The following is a 17487-nucleotide window of genomic DNA, read 5'->3' as shown; positions in this document are numbered from 1 at the left end:
GACAGCCCGCGCGCGGCCGAGCGCTTCAGGCGGCGACCGACGCCGTCCGGGCGGCGGCAAGCGCCTCCGCCCACCAGTGCAACCGGTCGAGCATCGTCTGCGCCGCGGCCGCGGGCTCGTTCGGTTCGCGCAGCCGGCCCTCCTCGTCGAAGAGCAGGTAGTAGCGCGGGAACGAGACGTATTCGCGGACCGTGTGCGCGTTCAGTTCGTTGAAGACCTGCCGCAGGTGCTCGATCGCGAGCAGGCCGCCGCTTGCTCCGCTGTATCCGACGAATCCGATCGTCTTGGCGTCCCACTGGGTGAAGTGCCAGTCGATGGCGGCTTTCAGCGCGGCCGGGTAGCTGCGGTTGTAGTCGGGCGTGACGATGACGAACGCGTCGGCGGCGGCCAGTCGCGCGCTGAGATCGACCATGCCCTCGGGGCGCGGCGGGTTCGGTTCCATGGCGGGCGGGATCGCGGGCAGTGCGAGCGGCAGGTCCGCGTCGGCGAGATCGATCACGTCGACCTCGAAGCCGCCGTGCCGGGCGGCCTGTTCGGCGAACCAGGCGGCCACCGTCGAACCGAACCGTCCCTCGCGGACGCTGCCGATGATCACCGCGAGCTTGAGTGACGACATGGTGTTCTCCTTCGATCGAGTGCGGCCGGTGCGACCGCCGCATCCCAATCTGCTGCGCGAGAGCGTCGGGCTGGTAGACCGCGCGGAGAGTGGTAGTGCCAGGGCCACTCTCGCGTCGGGGCCGTCCTTGTACCGTTCGAAGGGTGAGCGACAACGAGCTTGGCCTGTTTCTGCGGAGCAGGCGCGAGGCGGTCAGTCCGGCGCGGGTCGGCCTGCCCGCGGGGCCGCGCAGGCGCACGCCCGGCCTGCGCCGCGCCGAACTGGCCACCGTGGCCGGGGTGAGCGTCGAATACATCACCCGGCTGGAGCAGGGGCGCGACCGTCATCCCTCGCCGCCGGTGCTTTCCGCGCTGGCCGACGCGCTTCAGCTCACGCCGAGCGAACGCATCCATCTGCATCGCCTGACCAAGTCCGCCGACCCCGGGTTCAGCTGCATGGGCGGCGCGTCGCCGACGCGCCAGGTGCGCCCGACCGTGCGCGCCGTTCTCGATCATCTGGACCCGGCGGCCGCGGTCGTGGTCAACCGGCTCGGCGAGGTGCTCGCCTGCACCGAGGGCTACCGCAGGTTGATGGGCCCGACCGGGCTGCTCGACGACGACCCGCCGGCCAATCTCGCGCGCTTCGTCTTCGCCGATCCGCGCGCCCGTGCCGTCTATCCCGACTGGGACGACGTGGCCGATCAGCGGGTCGCGGCCCTCAAGCAGGGCCCGTTCCGCGCCGACCCGGCCATCGCCGCGCTCGCCGACGAACTCACCGTGATCGCGGGCGAGGAGTTCACCCGGCGCGTGGAGAGTGTGCCGAGCCTGCCCGCCGCCACCGGCATCACCCGGCTCGCCCACCCGGCGGCGGGCGCACTGCGCTTGGCCTACGAAACCCTCGACCTGTTCGCCGACGACGACCAGCAGCTCGTCGTCCACCTGCCGGCCGACGACGCAACGGCCGCGGCGCTGGACGAGCTGGCGGGCCGCCGCCCAGGGCAGCTGCGGGCGGTCTCCGGCTGAGGAATCCCTCCGCAATCGGCGGGCGCGCGTTTTCCCGCCTCGGCGGGGCCGGTAGCCTAGTACATCGTGCATCCTGACGTTTCCGCTGATCTCGCCGAACTCGACGCCACGCTGAAGACGGTCGAGTCGGTCCTCGACATCGAGGAACTGCGCCGCCGCATCGATGAGCTCGAGCACCAGGCGGCCGATCCCGAGCTGTGGAACAACCAGGACCACGCCCAGCAGGTGACCAGCCAGTTGTCCCACGCGCAGGGCGAGCTGCGCCGGGTCGAGGAGCTGCGCCAGCGGCTCGAGGACCTGCCCGTGCTCTACGAACTCGCCGAGGGCGAGGAGGGCGAGGCCCGCACCCAGGCGCTCACCGAGGCCGACGCCGAACGCGCCGCGCTACACGCCGACGTGGAGGCGATGGAGGTCCGCACCCTGCTCTCGGGCGAGTACGACAAGCGTGAGGCGCTGGTCAACATCCGCTCCGGCGCCGGTGGCGACGACGCCGCCGACTGGGCCGAGATGCTGATGCGCATGTACATCCGCTGGGCGGACCGGCACAAGTACCCGGTCGAGGTGTACGACACGTCCTACGCCGAAGGTCAGGGCATCAAGAGCGCCACCTTCGCCGTGAAGACTCCCTACGCCTACGGCACCCTGTCGGTCGAGATGGGCACCCACCGTCTGGTGCGGATCAGCCCGTTCGACAACCAGGGCCGCCGCCAGACCTCGTTCGCCGAGGTCGAGGTGCTTCCCGTGGTCGAGACCACCGACCACATCGAGGTGCCGGAGACCGAGATCCGCGTCGACGTGTACCGCTCCTCGGGTCCCGGTGGCCAGAGTGTCAACACCACCGACTCCGCGGTGCGCATCACACACATCCCGACCGGCATCGTCGTGACCTGTCAGAACGAGAAATCGCAGCTGCAGAACAAGATCTCGGCCATGCGCGTGCTGCAGGCCAAGCTGCTGGAGCGCAAGCGGCAGGAGGAGCGCGCCGAGATGGACGCGCTGAAGACCAACGAGGGCGCGTCCTGGGGCAACCAGATGCGTTCCTACGTGCTGCACCCGTACCAGATGGTCAAGGATCTGCGCACCAGCCACGAGGTCAACAACCCGACCGCGGTGCTGGACGGTGACATCGACGGTTTCATCGAGTCCGGCATCCGGTGGCGCATGCGCGAACAGCAGGCGAATTGATTTGTGGTGCGCGGCATTCCGATGCGACGCGCGGCCGAGCTCGTTACTCCGTTGTAGCCTGTCTGGCGTGCGTGTTGCGGATGGTGTGAAACGGCAACCGGGATGGGCGAGGTGATCGCGGCGGCGTCCGCCGCGGATTCCACGGCCTGGCTGCGATCCAGCGGTCTGGAGATCGTGCTGCTGATCCTGGGAGCGATGCTGTTCAGCCGGTTCGCCACTTTCGTGCGCGACCGGGTCACCAGCAAGATCGATGCCGGCTTCCGCAGCAGCGACGCGCTCGTGCGGACCGAGGCGGCCAAACACCGGCACGCGCTGGCCCAGGTGCTCACCTGGGTGGTGCTGACCATCGTCTACGTGCTGGTCGGCATGGAGGTGTTGCAGCGCCTCGGCTTCCAGGTGACTGGACTGGTCGCGCCTGCCGCGGTGCTCGGCGCCGCGCTCGGTTTCGGCGCGCAGCGCATCGTGCAGGACATTCTGGCCGGGTTCTTCCTGATCACCGAGCGGCAGTACGGATTCGGTGACGTAGTTCGCATCGCCGTGGCGGGCTCCGCGGAGATGGCAGAGGGTACGGTCGAGGATGTCACGCTGCGGATCACCACGCTGCGCAACGCGGACGGTGAGGTGATCACCGTGCCGAACGGGCAGATCGTGAAAGTGACCAATCTGTCCAAGGATTGGGCCCGCGCCGCGATCGACGTTCCGGTGGCGGCCAGCGCCGACATCACCCGGGTGAACGAGATCTTGCACAAGGTAGGAGCCGAAGCGTTCCGCGACCGCAGGCTCGAGCCGCTGTTGCTGGACGAACCCACCGTGATGGGCGTGGACGACCTCACGATGGAGCAGATGAACATCCGAATGGTTGCTCGAACGTTGCCAGGCAAGCAGTTCGAGGTCGGACGTGAGCTGCGGGTCCGAGTGGCCGCGGCCTTGCGCCGGGAAGGTATCAGTGAAACCACGTAAGTCGACCGCGATCCTGGGGGCCGCCTGGGTCGCGACATTCGTGTTGTACCTGTTCGTCAAGCCCGATCAACCGGCTGCGACGGGAATCACCCAGGTCGTGAACACCGTACCCGCGCTGGTGAACGCGGAGCCGTTCGGGCAGTAGCCAGAGCCGCGGGGGTGGTGCTCGGGTTTAGCTGCTCGGTCGCTGCAACCGGAGGGAGTCCGCGCTCAAACCTGCGCCCCGCCGTGCGGAAGCGAGGCAGCCGCTTACACTGGCTCCCCGTGATCACCATGCGGAACGTCACCAAGTCGTACAAGACGTCGACGCGACCCGCGCTGGACAACATCACGGTCGATGTGGGTAAGGGCGAGTTCGTCTTCATCATCGGACCGTCCGGTTCAGGCAAGTCGACCTTCATGCGTCTGCTCCTCAAGGAGGAGGCGCCGACCGCCGGGGAGATCCGCGTCGCGGACTTCCGCGTCGATCGGCTCCCCGGGCGGAAAGTACCGAAACTGCGCCAGCGCATCGGCTGCGTTTTCCAGGACTTCCGGTTGTTGCAGCAGAAGACGGTCCAGGAGAACGTCGCGTTCGCCCTCGAGGTGATCGGTAAGCGTCGCCAGGTCATCGACCGCACCGTGCCCGAGGTGCTGGACATGGTCGGTCTCGGCGGCAAGGGCGACCGGCTGCCCAGCGAGTTGTCCGGTGGCGAGCAGCAGCGGGTGGCCATCGCCCGCGCGTTCGTGAACCGGCCGCTGGTGCTGCTGGCCGACGAGCCGACCGGCAACCTGGACCCTGATACCAGCGGCGACATCATGATGCTGCTCGAGCGCATCAACCGCACCGGAACCACGGTGGTGATGGCCACCCACGACAACCACATCGTCGACTCGATGCGCAGGCGGGTGGTCGAGCTCGACCGCGGCCGGCTGGTGCGCGACGACGCGATCGGCGTGTACGGAGTAGATCGGTAATGCGCGCGAGTTTCCTTTTCAGCGAGGTCGGCACCGGTCTGCGTCGCAATGTGACGATGACCGTCGCGATGATCCTGACCACCGCGGTGTCGCTGGCCATGCTCGGCGGCGGCCTGCTCTCCGTGCGGATGGCAGACAAGACCGAGCAGTACTTCACCGGCCGCCTCGAGGTGCGCTTCTATCTCGACGAGAACATCTCCGCCAACGATCCGGACTGCGCCACCGATCCGTGTCGCTCGCTGCTGGCCGATATGAAGAACACCTCGGGCGTGGTGAGCGTCCAGTTCCTCAATCGCGCCGCCGCGCTGGAGGAGGCGAAGAAACTCTTCGCCGATCAGCCGGAAATGGTGCAGTACATCTCGGAGACGCCGCTGCCCGCCTCGATGCGGGTCAAGATGACCGATGGCGACCAGTACGAGCGCATCTACGACCGCTACCACGCCCGAGAGGGCGTGCGCACCGTCGCCAACGACCGCGAGTTCGTCGACCGGCTGCTCCGGCTGTTCGACGGTCTGCGCAACGCGGCCTTCGGCCTGGCCGTGGTGATGGCGCTGGCGGCGCTGCTGCTGATCGCCAACATGATGCAGATCGCGGCGTTCACCAGGCGCACCGAGGTGGGCATCATGCGTTTGGTCGGTGCGACGCGCTGGTACACCCAGCTGCCGTTCCTGCTCGAGGCCGTCGTCGCGGCCGTGGCGGGCTCGGCGCTGGCGATCCTCGGGCTGCTCATCGCCCGGCCGCTGGTCATCGACCGGGCGCTCGGGCCGCTGTTCGACAGCAATGTGTTTCCGCGGATCACCGGCGACGACATCGCCACGGTCGCGTTGACGATCGCGCCGGTCGGCGTCCTGGTCGCGGCCGTCGCGGCCTACGGCACCCTGCGGTACTACGTCCGCGAGTGAGACGGTGGTCGCGGGCGGGACGGCCGGTGTCGGTGCGCCGTCTCACTCGCGAGAAGTCGTTCATCCCCATGGGGAGAACTCGGCCGATACGGCCCGATCCACCGCAATGTAGCGGCGCGATGGTCGGGGGTCGCTCGTAGGATGGGCCCCGTGAATCCACCCGAAACCCTCTCTGCCGACGTGACCGGTCCCGGCGCTACCGCGCGCGCCGAAAGCGCTGCGGCGCAAGAGGTTCTAAGCAGGGTCTTCGGGTACGACAGTTTCCGCGGCGACCAGGCCGAGATCGTCCGGCACGTGATCTCCGGCGGTGACGCGCTGGTGCTGATGCCCACCGGCGGGGGCAAGTCGCTGTGCTATCAGGTGCCCGCCCTGGTGCGGCCCGGCGTCGGCGTGGTGGTCTCGCCGCTGATCGCGTTGATGCAGGATCAGGTGGACGCGCTCAGCGCGCTCGGCGTACGCGCGGGCTTCCTCAATTCGACGCAGTTCCCCGACGAGCGGCGCATGGTCGAGGCGCAGTTCCTCGCTGGCGAACTCGACCTGCTGTACCTGGCGCCGGAGCGGCTGCGGCTCGAGTCGACCGCCGAGTTGCTCGATCGCGGCAGGGTCGCGCTGTTCGCCATCGACGAGGCGCACTGCGTGTCGCAGTGGGGTCACGACTTCCGGCCCGACTACCTGGGGCTGTCGATGCTGCACGAGCGCTGGCCCGATGTGCCACGCATCGCGTTGACCGCGACCGCCACCGAGAAGACCCGCGACGAGATCATCGAGCGCCTCGATCTGGGCGGCGCTCGCCGGTTCGTGGCCAGCTTCGACCGGCCCAACATTCAATACCGGATCGAGCCGAAGAACCGCCCGGACCGGCAGCTGCTGGATTTCATCCGCGCCGAGCACGCCGGTGACGCCGGCATCGTCTACTGCCTGTCGCGCAATTCGGTGGAGAAGACGGCGGCCTTCCTCAACGAGAACGGCGTCGGCGCGGTGCCATACCACGCCGGACTCGACCACCGCACCCGCGCCGAGAACCAGGCCCGGTTCCTGCGCGAGGACGGACTGGTCGTGGTCGCCACCATCGCCTTCGGCATGGGCATCGACAAGCCGGACGTGCGCTTCGTCGCCCACCTGGATCTGCCCAAGTCCGTCGAGGGCTACTACCAGGAGACCGGTCGCGCGGGACGCGACGGTCAGCCGTCCACCGCGTGGATGGTCTACGGGCTCAACGACGTGGTGCAGCAGCGCAGGCTGATCGACTCCTCCGAGGGTGACGCCGCGCACCGCAGGCAACTGCAACTGCATCTCGACGCCATGCTGGCCCTGTGCGAGACCGTCGCCTGCCGCCGCACCCAGCTGCTCGCCTACTTCGGGCAGGCGGGGCTGCCGTGCGGCAACTGCGACACCTGCCTCACCCCGCCCGAATCATGGGACGGCACCGTCGCATCGCAGAAGTTGTTGTCCGCCGTCCTGCGCCTCAAGCGCGAACGTGGTCAGAGCTTCGGCGCGGGCCACGTCGTCGACATTCTGCTCGGCAAGAAGAACCCCAAGGTCGTTCAGTACGACCATCACGAGCTGAAGGTCTTCGGCATCGGCACCGATCTGCGCGACACCGAGTGGCGCGGTGTCATCCGGCAGCTGCTCGCGCAGGGGCTGCTCGCGGTGCACGGCGACTACGGCGTGCTGACCTTGACCGAGGCCAGCCAGGAGGTGCTGTTCGACGGTCGTCAGGTGCGGTTGCGCCGCGAGCCGGAGCGGGTCACCAAGCCGGCGAGGTCCGCCAAGGCGGGTAAGGCGGCCGCGGCGGCCGATCTCGCGAGCTCCGACATGCCGCTGTTCGAGAAGCTGCGCGAGTGGCGCGGCGCCACGGCCAAGGAGCAAGGCGTGCCCGCCTATGTCGTGTTCCACGACGCGACGCTGCGCGAGATCGCCACCCGCAAGCCGACGAGCTTGGCGCAGCTGGGCGCGATCGGCGGCATCGGTGAGAACAAGCTCGCAAAATACGGCGAACAGGTGCTCGAGGTGCTCGCCGCCGAGTGACCGGATTCCACCTCCCGGTGCACGGACTGTGAAATGTTGACCCCTCAGATCGACGCGCTCGCCGCCGTGGGCCAGGATGGTCCGGGATATCGGAGTTGCGGAGGTCGGCATGAGTGGTGCGCAGGGGATCGGTCGTCGGGAACTACTGGCGGGGGCCGCGGGAATCGCGGCGGGAGCGACACTGGTTGGTCTCACGCCCGCCCAAGCGGTTCCGGTCGCCGCGGGGGTCACCAAGTTCGGTCTCCCGGCTGATCCGGCGGTGCGCGTGCTCGTCACCGGCGACGCGGGCACCGGCACGCGCACCCAGTGGGCGGTCGCGGACGCCGCCCGCGCGTTCCATGCTCGCGAACCGTTCTCGCTGGCGCTCGGCCTCGGCGACAACATCTACGAGAGCGGCCCGAACAGCGGTGACGACGCCCAGTTCGCGACGAAGTTCGAGAACCCGAACAGCGGGCTGGACTTCCCGTGGGCGATGGTGCTCGGCAACCACGACAACAGCTCGGTCATCGGCGGTGACGGCGGCTGGCTGCTGCGCGGCAACCACGAGGTCGAGTACCACGCGAACTCGCCGCGCTGGTGGATGCCGAGCCGCTATTACTCCGTCCGGGTGCCCGAGGAACGGCCGGTCGTCGAGTTCTTCGTGCTCGACCTCAACCCGCTGGCCGCGTATCTGCCGCCGCTGTTCGCGCCGTACTGGGCGGTCGACGGTGAATTCATGAACGCGCAGCGCGCCTGGCTGGACCGGGCCATCGCCGAATCGCCCGCGCCGTGGAAGATCGCGTGCACGCACCACCCCTACCTGAACAACGGCCCGCACGGCGACGCGGGCAATTACGAAGGCCTGTCCATCGAACCCCTCAACGGCGTCCATGTGCGGCGGTTCTTCGAGGACCACGTGGTGGGCAAGTGCCACTTCATCCTCTCCGGCCACGACCATTCGCTCCAGGTGCTCGAGCCGACCGCGGCGGCCAAGGGCACCCGCCAGCTGGTGTCCGGCGCGGCGGCGAAAACCGTCGGCGCCGAACCGCGCCTGACGCCCGCCGGAGCCGGAACGCCCGCGCTCTACGAGAACTATCACCAGCTGGGCTTCATGGTCATGGACCTCAGCCCGAGCGCGGTGGATCTGCGGGTGATCACCGTGGACCCGGCGACCGGCGTCGGCTCCGAGGTCTTCGGCCGCCGCCTGGCATAGGCGCGGCGGCCACACGACCCATATCACCGAATCACAACGCCTGAGGCCTGCGCCGGTAATTTTCCGCCCCGCCGATTACCGTGCAGGCATGGCACCCGGTGATGACCCGCCCGAGGGCAGCTCCGACATGTCCGGTGGATCGCCGCCACCCGACACACCCGCTCTCGCGCCGCACGGCCCGATGGATCCCGTGGTGGAATCGGTGTGGCTGGGTCGTCGGCGCACTCCCGTGCACCTCGGCCGCCCGCGCGTGTCCACCCTGCTCATGCTCGCCGCCTTCGTCGCGGTCTTGGTGATCTACATCGCGCTGCGCCCCGGCGGCTGAGCGCGCGGCGCCGTCTCGCCGCAGCGCCGGAATAAAACGATTGCCGCGTCACTTAGAGTTGACCGTTATGAAGGAAAAGGGGCGCAAGGTCATCGCGACCAACCGCCGGGCGCGGCACAACTACACGATCCTGGACACCTACGAGGCCGGGATCGCGCTGGTCGGTACCGAGGTCAAGAGCCTGCGCGAGGGCAAGGCCTCGCTGGTGGACGCCTTCGCCACGGTCGACAACGGCGAGGTGTGGCTGCGCGGGCTGCACATTCCGGAGTTCAGCCACGGCACCTGGACCAACCACGCGCCGCGCCGGGTGCGCAAGCTGCTGCTGCACAAGCGAGAGATCGAGCGCCTGGTGGGCAAGTCGCGCGAGGGCAACCAGACGCTGGTGCCGCTGTCGATGTACTTCTCCGACGGCAAGGTCAAAGTCGAGCTCGCGCTGGCCAAGGGTAAGCAGGACTACGACAAGCGCCAGGATCTGGCTCGGCGAACCGCCGAACGTGAAGTGACTCGTGAGCTGGGACGCCGCGTCAAGGGCATGAGCTGACACCGTAGGCCGGAAACATGGGAACCCCCGGGTGCGATCGAGCGGATCGCACCCGGGGTTCCGTCAGTTCGTTCTCACAATCGCGCGCACGGTCCGTGCAGCGTCACGCGTTGCAATGTCGGCCCGCGGAAGTCGGGCAGGAGGGTGCGCGACCCCATCGGGGCGTTCGCGTCGGGCACGCCGATGACCGCCCGCTGGGCGGTGAGGTCCGGTTCGCCCGCGCCGTAGTTGTGCACGGCCGCCATGCCCTCCGAATCCACCGAGAGCCCGTTCAGCGCGCCGCGCACACCCGCACGGGTGAGATGGCCGTTCGCCGCGGCGCGGCTCAGCACCGCCTTCATCGGGTAGGAGATCGCCCAGCCGAGGTTGTAGCCCCAGTTGGTCGGCGGCTGTAGCGCCGCGGCGCGGGCATGCTGGGCGCCCACGCTGCGCCCGTCCCAGCCGTCGTAGGGTGAGGTGTAGTTGTACAGCGAGGTGATCGCCGCCGCGACGGGCGTCTTCAGCAAGGCGCCGTTCCAGGTCGGGGTGGAACCGAGGAATCGGCCGTCGTAGCCGCCCGCGACGAGCTTGCCGATGATCTCGGCGGTTTCGCCGGGACCGGTGGCCAGCAGCACCACGTCCGGCGGGTTGGCCAGGATCTCGGCGACCGGTCCGTCCTGGTTGCCCACCTCGGTATTCGGGCCGGTGTCCACGCGCGCGGTGACTATCGCGTTGTTCTCCGAGGCCCAGCGCAGTGCGCCGCTGGCGTAGTCGCCGCCGTAGTTGCCGCGGAAGGCGACGACGGCGAGCGTGCGCGGCCTCGACTGGAACTGAGCGAACCAGTCCAGGCCCATGATCGCCTCGGTGCAGTACGAATACCCCGTGTCCAGCACCAGATTACGGTCGGTGTCGCGATACTGCCAGCCCGACCAGAGGGTGCCCGCTCCGGTCAGCAGATCCCCCGCGTCCATCTCCGGCAGCACCGAAAGCGTCTGCGCCGTACCGAAACTCATCGCCAACGCCAGAACGTGCGGTTCGATCTGACGGAACTGATCGCGGTGCCGGTGCGGATCGTAGGCGGTGTCCCTGGCGTAGGTCGTGATGTCGACCTCGTAGTTGCCGATGCCGCCCGCCTTGTTGACCTCACGCCAGAAGGCCAGCTGGCCGTCGTTGAGCGCCTTGCCGAGCGGGGCGAAGGGTCCGGCCTCCAGGTCGGACAGCACGCCGAGATAGATACAGCCCTTGCTCTTGTCGACCGCCTGCGGGCAGGGCGCGCTGGTGACGCCTTGTCCCGTCTCGGTCGACGTCGTCGAACAGGCCGCCAGTGCGAAGCCGAAGGCGATCGCGGCCGCGGCGGCGCGGAACAGCCTGCGGCGATGGCGGATTGGTCCCAAGGTTCACTTCCTTCGATGGAAACGGAAATGTGTTGCCCGGTGGCCGGTCGGTTCACAGCCGGACGCACGGCCCGTGCATCGGCAGTTGCGGCAGGGTCGGTCCGCGATAATCGATGGCCACCGTGCGCGAGCCTAGCGGCGCGGACGGATCCGGGGCGCCGATCACGGCACGCTGGGCGGCGTAATCCGGTGCGCCCGTGTTGTAGGTGTGCGGCGCCGCCATTCCCTCGAAGTCGACCGCCAGCGCCTCTTGCGCCGCGCGCACGCCGACCCGGTTCAGCGGGCCGTGCGCCGCCGCCTTCGTGAGCAGCGCCCGCATCGTGTAGGAGAGCGCCCAGCCGAGGCTGTAGCCCCAGTTCGCCGGCTCCTGGGGCGCGGCGGCGCGTGCCCTGCGCGCACCCGCGCTGTCCCCGCCCCAGCCGTCGACCGGCGAAGTGAAGTTGTAGAGCGCCGAGAGCGCCGGTCCGGCCGGCGTTTTCAGCAGCGCGCCGCTCCAGGTCGGCGCCGAGCCGAGGAAACGACCCTTGTATCCCGCCGCGACGAGTTTGCCTACGATCTCGGCGGTTTCGACAGGCCCGGTGGCCAGCAGCACGAGATCCGGTGGGTTGGCCAGGATTTCGGCGACCGGCCGGTCCTGGTTGCCGACCTCGGCGTTCGGTCCGGTGTCGATCCGCGACGTGACCAGCACGTTGTTGTGCGCCGCCCAGCGCAGTGCGCCGTTCGAGTAGTCGCCGCCGTAGTTGCCCCGGAACCCGATCACGGCCAGGTTGTGCGGCCGGTACTGGTGCTCGGTGAACCAGTCCAGACCCATGATCGCCTCGGTGCAGTACGAATACCCGCTGTCCAGAACCAGATTCAGGTCGGCTTCTGGGTACGCCCAGCCCGACCACAGCGTGCCCGCCGAGGTCACGATGTCGGCCGCGTCCATCTCCTGCAGCACGGCCAGGGTCTGCGCGGTGCCGAGGCTCATCGCCAGCGCCAGCACGTTCGGCCGGATCTCGCGGAACGCCTCCAGATGCCGGTGCGGATCGTAGGCGGTGTCCCTGGCGTAGGTCGAGATGTCGACCTCGTAGCCGCCGATGCCGCCCGCCTTGTTGACCTCGGTCCAGAACGCGGTCTGCCCGTCCTGCATCGCCCTGCCCAGCATGGCGAACGGCCCGCCGCCGAGATCGGACAGCACGCCGAGGTAGATGCAGCCCTTCTCCCTGTCGATCGCGTTCGGGCACGGCGCGCTGGTGACGCCGGGTCCGATGGTTTCACTCGGCGTGGAACACGCCGCGGCCAAGACGAGCCCGACGATGATCGGAACCGCCGCGGCGTGGAACAGGCGGCGACGCCGCCTGCTGGTGTTGCCCATTATTGCTCCCTGTCCCGGCCGCCGGACGCCCGAATCCGGTACGGCCGAACAGGAACAGTACCGGTCAGTGGGGCGGTGAGAAGGTGGTTTCGCAGTTGCGGTGGCGACCCCTGGCGTAAAGTCGGCAAGTTGGACAAATGACCGACAGGGTGGAAGTGGGTTTGCGCAGGCGGCGGGCGAAGCTCGGATGGTGGAAAACCCGGCCCTACCAGCGGTGCATCCTCCGTGGCGGTGACTCTCACCGATCTCTCGGAACTGTTCCGGCGGTGCGGACGTTGGACTTGTCGGCACTTGCTCGACGGGAGGCCCTCGGTCTGCCGGGGCGGCTCCGTCTGTGACCGGACCTGATTGATACAGGTGAGAACGCGCACAAATAATCGGGATGATCCGGCGTGTGGCGAGTGTTAGCATTACTAGCCCGCAGGGTGCGGGTGCGTACGGGGCTGAACGGTTTCGACTGCGTACGTTGATTCAGGGGAAGCGTGTCGGTGCAGGCAAGAGACCACCGTAAGCGTCGTTGCAACCAATTAAGCGCCGATTCTCATCAGCGCGAGTACGCTCTCGCTGCCTAAGCGACAGCGTCTCTGTCGGCCCGGGATATGCCCTCGGTCCCGGTGCCGGCATCAGCTAGAGGGCTCACCGTCCGACTCGGTCGCGGAGCCGGACGGGACATCCAACAGCGACTGGGATCGTCATCTCGGCTTGTTCGCGTGACCGAGAGATCCAAGCAGAGACACAGCGAACTGCACACGGAGAAGTCCTGAAGACACGGCGGAGGACCCGGGTTCGATTCCCGGCAGCTCCACGAGTGCGAGGCCCATGCCCATGGAGGGCATGGGCCTCGCTCGTTCTGCTGAGTGTTTTGTGGGGGCGAAGCCCCCCACGCCCCACCCGGCGGGCTTCGCCCCCGGACCCCCACCTCACGGCTGCCTGCCCAATGCCGCGCCCCCCGGACCTCTCTCACGGCTGCTGCCCAATGCCGCGCATCCGGACCCGAACCCATCGCTGCCTACCCCATGCTGTGCTCCGGACCCCATCCCATGGCTGCTGCCTCCCCACTGCCTCGCCGCCACTGGCGCCCATCCGCCCAGAGCGCCTAGCCAATCGGAACCGCCAGATCCGGCGGCACCTTATGCGATGCCGTACCCACGGATCCCCATGAGGAATGGGGAGGTGCCCGGCCCAGGCCTTCGCATACGCCCCGTCCAACCTATGGCTGCTTATCATGTAGTGGCGCGCCGCCCTCGGGCCTTCCATCGCCTACGCAAGCCGTGCCACGTCTGCGAGCCGATCACAATGGCGCCCCTCCAGACGTCGGCGCGCCGCCGGAATCGAGTCGGAGGATCAACTTGTCCAGTCCCGCAAGCGCATCGCGATCCGCTGGTATCTCGGGTCGCACGGTCGCTGTGCTCGTCGCCGCGGCAGTGGGACTCGGCGCGGCCTTCGTCGTAGCCCCACGCACGCTGGCGGCGGGCTGGGCGGGTGGTGGTTTCGCTGATGAGCGCGAGCTCGGCGACGCATTGGGGGAGGCATTCGTCGGGTACTGGGCCTCCGGTGCAAAGGATTTCCCTCCGGGGCTACAGGGCGTTGTCGATTACTGGTTTCGCTACCACGTGGCCAAGGCTGTGATCGCGGCGATCTTGTTGATTGTGCTTGTTGCGCTTGGCGTCCTGCTCTGGCGGGCCTTCCTCGAGGCAGGTGGGAGGCGGGGCGTCCTGGGAGCGGGCGGTGTCCTTGTCACGATGTGCGCGTTGTTTTCGTTGATGTTGGTGATGGCCAACGTCCAAGGTGCGATAGCGCCTTTCGCCTCGCTGTTGCCGATGTTGACCGGCGGTGCGGCGGAGGGGGAGCTCGCCGATACACTCGATGAAATCAGGCAGCGGTTGGCCGAATCGCTGGGTGCGGGTGGGCAAGCCACGCCCGCGCTGGAGCTGATTATCGGTGACTTTGCTCGGTATCACGTGGCGATGGCTGTGATTGCCGGGGTTTCGGCGGTCGTCTTCGTCGGCATGAGTGCGGTGCTGTGGAAGCGGTTTGCGGGTAAGGAGTCTGGGCGGGCGAGGTGGGTGTTGGGCTCGTTCGGTGGGCTCTCAGTGGTGCTGTCACTGGCCTGGATCGTTGTCGCCGTGGCGAATACGTCCACTGCGGCAGACCCGGGACCGGCGCTGTTGGCCTTCTTCGACGGCGGGTGGTGACGAACAACCCCCCGAGCCGCCCGTCACGATGGTCGGGGCCGACTGGAACGCATGGTGTCGTCGTTCCGCGAGCATGCGCCGGACTGGATCGAGTCGGTCCCGATGGTCGTCCAACTGCTGGCGGCGGGTGTGCGCACCGGGCAGACGTATGCCGAGTCGGGTCGCGACGAAACCGAGATCGATAGCAGACTCGACCAACTGCTGCGGTTGATCGAGGATCGGATCTGCTGACCGACAGCCCGGTGCTCATGGTCTTGGACGACCTGGCATTGGACCGACGGAACGATCGACCCGATCTAGTAGCTGCGCGAGTTCATCGACGCGGTCGACCAAAGGAGGCGGCGCAAGAAGGCGCGACAAAACTATCCCCTCCCACTCGTGCGGCACAAGCGACGATGAATGGTACTTCACGGCAGGAGGATTCGCCGTGAAATGGCGTAGTCGAATTCGGTTCGTGGGGGGTGCTGGCTCTGAAATAAGGTTGGTGCAAGATCGATTGCGTTCGGAGTTCACGGTAGGGGGACAAGTTCATGGCACTGTCGCGGCGACGGTTCTTGGCGGCGTCGGCGGGGGGCGGGGCTGCGGCTGTGGTGGGGGCGCCGGAGGCGGGAGCGGCCGATGTGCGGGCGGTCGGGGTGGGGGATCCGGACTATGCGGCGTTGGTTTCGCGCGGGTACAACCGGCGGTTCATGGCGCAGCCGGAGCAGATATACGTGCCGACGTCGGCCGAGGAGGTGCGGATCGCGGTGGCGCGGGCGGTGGCGGCGGGGTCGCGGCTCGCGGTGCGGTCGGGTGGGCACTGTTTCGAGAACTTCGTCGACTCGGCGCAGACGCGGTCGATCGTCGATCTCGGCCGGATGAACCAGGTGCGCTGGGACGAGGAGCACCGGGCGTTCTCGGTGGACGCCGGTGCGGAACTGGGCGCGGTGTACGACGCGCTGCGCCGTTGGGGCGTAACGCTTCCGGCGGGGATCTGCCTCGGCGTCGGCATGGGCGGGCATGTCAGCGGCGGCGGATACGGACCGCTGTCGCGGCGGCTCGGGTTGGTCGCCGACTATCTGTACGGGGTCGAGGTCGTCACGGTCGACGCCGACGGTTCGGCCAAGGTCGTGGTGGCGCTCGAGAACGGGCCGGACGCGGATCTATGGTGGGCGCACACCGGCGGTGGCGGAGGTAATTTCGGTGTGGTGACGCGCTTTCTGCTGCGAGCGCCGCAGTCGGACGGTTCCGATCCTGCGACGGCGCTGCCGAAACCGCCCGGCGCCATGCTCAATTCGCGGGTGATCCTGCCGATGATGAGCGAAGCGGCTTTCGTGCGGTTGCTGAGTAACTACCTGACCTTCTTCGAGCGGTACAGCGCACCGGGCAATCGGTTCGCGGGACTATACGCGCCGTTGAGTTTTCGGACGGTCGGCACCGCGTTCGCACAGTTGATCGTTCTGCTGGATGCCGATTCTCCGGACGCCCGAGCGCAATTCGACGAGTTCCTCGGCGCGGTGCTGGACGGCGTCGACGCCGTTCCGGTGGTGCAGCCGGTCGCGCAACTGTCCTACCCGGACACGGTGGCGCAGGTGTACTACCCGAAGGGGCCGATGCCGCCTCGGGTCAAGGTGAAGGCCGGCTATCTGCGGCGCGTGTACTCCGAGGAGCAGCTGCGCATCTTCTATCGGTACCTGACCGATCTCGCGGTGCTGGGCGAGACGGAGGTCGAGTTCCTGCCCTTCGGCGGCGCCATCAAAGCCGTCGCGCCGGACGCCACCGCCATTCCGGCCCGGAATTCCTTCGCGCAGATGCTCATTCACGCCGCTTGGCGACTTCCCGAAGGCGACGAGCCGCACCTGCGCTGGGCGCGCGAGCTGTTCCGCGATGTGTACGCGGCGACCGGCGGTGTGCCGGTTCCCAATGCGGACAACGGCGGTAGCTACGTCAACTATCCCGACCCGGATCTGGCCGACCCGCACTGGAACAGCTCCGGCCTGCCGTGGCACCGCTTCTACTACGGCGACAACTACCCGAGACTGCTGCGCGTCAAGCAACAGTGGGATCCGCGCGATGTCTTCCAGCACGCTTTGTCGATCGGTCGACCGGACTGGTAGTCCGCGATCACCCGGCGGGGCATAGCGATCGAACGGCTTGCGACGGTTGACAACTGGTGCACGGTGGGCATTCAGGTGAGCGCGAGCACCCGGCACGGCCCGCCGGTCCCGCCGAGATGCTTCGGCGCGCCGATCACCACCGTCGCCCCCGACGCAGGCGCCGTACCGAGATTCGCGAGCATCTCCACCCCGTAGCGGCCCGCACCCAGGATCGCCGTGTGCGCGCCATGATCGCGGCTGAGGGCGTGGTCCAGGCTCAGCGTGTCCACCCCGACGCCGACGACTCCGCACCGCTGCACCAGATACGCGGCGGCGTCGGGTGAGACGCCCGGTGCGTGCGGCACGCCCTCGGCGTCGAGGTTGAGGAAGGCCGCGGCGTCGTCGATGTGGCGCTCCCATCCGGAATGCACTGCGACGAAGGCCCGTTCGGGGATGCGGCCGTGCTCGGTCTGCCAGTTCTCGATGTCGTCGATGGTGAGCGCGGCGTCTGGGTCGCGTTCGGCCCGCGTGCTGATGTCGATGACGACCAGTGGCGCAACGAGATCCGCGACGGCGAGCGCGTCGGTGGTGGCGCCGCCGGGCACGCGATGCGCGGGCGCGTCGAGGTGGGTGCCCGAGTGTTCCCAGTAGGCGAGCGCGTTCTGGCCGAAGCCGCCGATGGCGTGCCAGGCGACCGGGACCGTCGTGAACGGCGGGGTGCCCGGCCACCTCGGCAGCCCCGGGCCGAGGGTGTGCGTGAGGTCGAGAACGCCGCGTGCCGCC

At 68.2% G+C, this 17487-nt stretch carries 17 protein-coding genes and 1 other RNA gene; 14 read left to right on the top strand and 4 right to left on the bottom strand.

Features of this window, described 5'->3' with window-relative positions; translation table 11 throughout:
• Positions 1-25: 25 nt before the first annotated feature.
• A complete protein-coding gene (locus NX1_RS29835) occupies positions 26-616 on the bottom strand; it encodes an NADPH-dependent FMN reductase (protein WP_068066696.1) in 591 nt (196 codons plus the stop codon).
• 143 nt (positions 617-759) lie between these two features.
• Between NX1_RS29835 and NX1_RS29830 the strand changes: the two genes are divergently transcribed.
• The 10 genes from NX1_RS29830 to smpB all read left to right on the top strand — a co-directional run bounded on the left by NX1_RS29830 (position 760) and on the right by smpB (position 9704).
• Positions 760-1617, top strand: coding sequence for a helix-turn-helix domain-containing protein (locus tag NX1_RS29830; protein WP_068066693.1), 858 nt, complete (start codon positions 760-762; stop codon positions 1615-1617).
• Between the two features lie 66 nt (positions 1618-1683).
• Positions 1684-2802, top strand: coding sequence for a peptide chain release factor 2 (gene prfB, locus NX1_RS29825; RefSeq protein ID WP_068066690.1), 1119 nt, complete (start codon positions 1684-1686; stop codon positions 2800-2802).
• Positions 2803-2904: 102 nt separating this feature from the next.
• Positions 2905-3762 (top strand): mechanosensitive ion channel family protein, encoded by an 858-nt coding sequence (locus tag NX1_RS29820; protein WP_068066687.1) that lies wholly within the window; start codon positions 2905-2907, stop codon positions 3760-3762.
• Entirely contained in the window at positions 3749-3907 is a 159-nt protein-coding gene (locus tag NX1_RS36625) for an Rv3103c transmembrane domain-containing protein (protein WP_157120194.1), read from the top strand. Before NX1_RS29820 ends, NX1_RS36625 begins: the two co-directional genes overlap by 14 nt.
• Before the next feature lie 119 nt (positions 3908-4026).
• Positions 4027-4716 carry a cell division ATP-binding protein FtsE gene (ftsE, locus tag NX1_RS29815; RefSeq protein WP_068066684.1) on the top strand — a complete coding sequence of 230 codons (690 nt, stop codon included), beginning with the start codon at positions 4027-4029 and terminating at the stop codon, positions 4714-4716.
• Positions 4716-5618: a permease-like cell division protein FtsX gene (gene ftsX / locus NX1_RS29810; protein WP_068066682.1), complete on the top strand. Its 903-nt coding sequence runs from the start codon at positions 4716-4718 to the stop codon at positions 5616-5618. Before ftsE ends, ftsX begins: the two co-directional genes overlap by 1 nt.
• A gap of 180 nt (positions 5619-5798) precedes the next feature.
• Positions 5799-7646, top strand: a complete 1848-nt coding sequence (recQ, locus tag NX1_RS29805) for a DNA helicase RecQ (protein WP_068066768.1) — start codon at positions 5799-5801, stop codon at positions 7644-7646.
• A gap of 109 nt (positions 7647-7755) precedes the next feature.
• Positions 7756-8838 carry a metallophosphoesterase gene (locus tag NX1_RS29800; protein ID WP_068066763.1) on the top strand — a complete coding sequence of 361 codons (1083 nt, stop codon included), beginning with the start codon at positions 7756-7758 and terminating at the stop codon, positions 8836-8838.
• 88 nt (positions 8839-8926) lie between these two features.
• Complete coding sequence (locus tag NX1_RS29795; RefSeq protein ID WP_068066680.1) at positions 8927-9163, top strand: WLR motif membrane protein; 237 nt, start codon at positions 8927-8929, stop codon at positions 9161-9163.
• 67 nt (positions 9164-9230) lie between these two features.
• On the top strand, positions 9231-9704 hold the full coding sequence (gene smpB, locus NX1_RS29790) for an SsrA-binding protein SmpB (protein ID WP_068066678.1): 474 nt from the start codon (positions 9231-9233) through the stop codon (positions 9702-9704).
• 74 nt (positions 9705-9778) lie between these two features.
• On the opposite strand, the gene NX1_RS29785 is transcribed toward smpB, so the two are convergent.
• Both NX1_RS29785 and NX1_RS29780 read right to left on the bottom strand, forming a co-directional pair.
• A complete protein-coding gene (locus NX1_RS29785; protein WP_068066675.1) occupies positions 9779-11077 on the bottom strand; it encodes an ABC transporter substrate-binding protein in 1299 nt (432 codons plus the stop codon).
• 52 nt (positions 11078-11129) lie between these two features.
• On the bottom strand, positions 11130-12434 hold the full coding sequence (locus tag NX1_RS29780) for an ABC transporter substrate-binding protein (protein WP_068066673.1): 1305 nt from the start codon (positions 12432-12434) through the stop codon (positions 11130-11132).
• Positions 12435-12873: 439 nt separating this feature from the next.
• On the opposite strand from NX1_RS29780, the gene ssrA reads away from it, so the two are divergent.
• The 4 genes from ssrA to NX1_RS29760 all read left to right on the top strand — a co-directional run bounded on the left by ssrA (position 12874) and on the right by NX1_RS29760 (position 16725).
• Positions 12874-13242, top strand: a transfer-messenger RNA (tmRNA) gene (gene ssrA / locus NX1_RS29775).
• A gap of 598 nt (positions 13243-13840) precedes the next feature.
• Positions 13841-14629, top strand: a complete 789-nt coding sequence (locus NX1_RS29770) for a hypothetical protein (RefSeq protein WP_218024200.1) — start codon at positions 13841-13843, stop codon at positions 14627-14629.
• 51 nt (positions 14630-14680) lie between these two features.
• Complete coding sequence (locus NX1_RS29765) at positions 14681-14860, top strand: hypothetical protein (protein WP_068066670.1); 180 nt, start codon at positions 14681-14683, stop codon at positions 14858-14860.
• Positions 14861-15159: 299 nt separating this feature from the next.
• Entirely contained in the window at positions 15160-16725 is a 1566-nt protein-coding gene (locus NX1_RS29760) for an FAD-binding oxidoreductase (protein ID WP_084501848.1), read from the top strand.
• 71 nt (positions 16726-16796) lie between these two features.
• Here NX1_RS29760 and NX1_RS29755 read toward each other — a convergent pair.
• The coding region (locus NX1_RS29755) for a cyclase family protein (protein ID WP_068066667.1) at positions 16797-17487 on the bottom strand (691 nt) is incomplete at its 5' end.

It is taken from the genome of Nocardia xishanensis NBRC 101358, from assembly GCF_001613365.1.
GTDB lineage: Bacteria > Actinomycetota > Actinomycetes > Mycobacteriales > Mycobacteriaceae > Nocardia > Nocardia xishanensis.
This window is presented reverse-complemented; position numbering and strand designations above follow the sequence as displayed.

Bases quoted from the DNA above. Each gene is read 5' to 3' on its own strand.
- NX1_RS29835 (WP_068066696.1), bottom strand. From the start codon at position 616: ATGTCGTCACTCAAGCTCGCGGTGATCATCGGCAGCGTCCGCGAGGGA.
- NX1_RS29820 (WP_068066687.1), top strand. From the start codon at position 2,905: ATGGGCGAGGTGATCGCGGCGGCGTCCGCCGCGGATTCCACGGCCTGG.
- ftsX (WP_068066682.1), top strand. From the start codon at position 4,716: ATGCGCGCGAGTTTCCTTTTCAGCGAGGTCGGCACCGGTCTGCGTCGC.
- NX1_RS29800 (WP_068066763.1), top strand. From the start codon at position 7,756: ATGAGTGGTGCGCAGGGGATCGGTCGTCGGGAACTACTGGCGGGGGCC.
- NX1_RS29795 (WP_068066680.1), top strand. From the start codon at position 8,927: ATGGCACCCGGTGATGACCCGCCCGAGGGCAGCTCCGACATGTCCGGT.
- smpB (WP_068066678.1), top strand. From the start codon at position 9,231: ATGAAGGAAAAGGGGCGCAAGGTCATCGCGACCAACCGCCGGGCGCGG.
- NX1_RS29780 (WP_068066673.1), bottom strand. From the start codon at position 12,434: ATGGGCAACACCAGCAGGCGGCGTCGCCGCCTGTTCCACGCCGCGGCG.
- NX1_RS29765 (WP_068066670.1), top strand. From the start codon at position 14,681: ATGGTGTCGTCGTTCCGCGAGCATGCGCCGGACTGGATCGAGTCGGTC.
- NX1_RS29760 (WP_084501848.1), top strand. From the start codon at position 15,160: ATGGCACTGTCGCGGCGACGGTTCTTGGCGGCGTCGGCGGGGGGCGGG.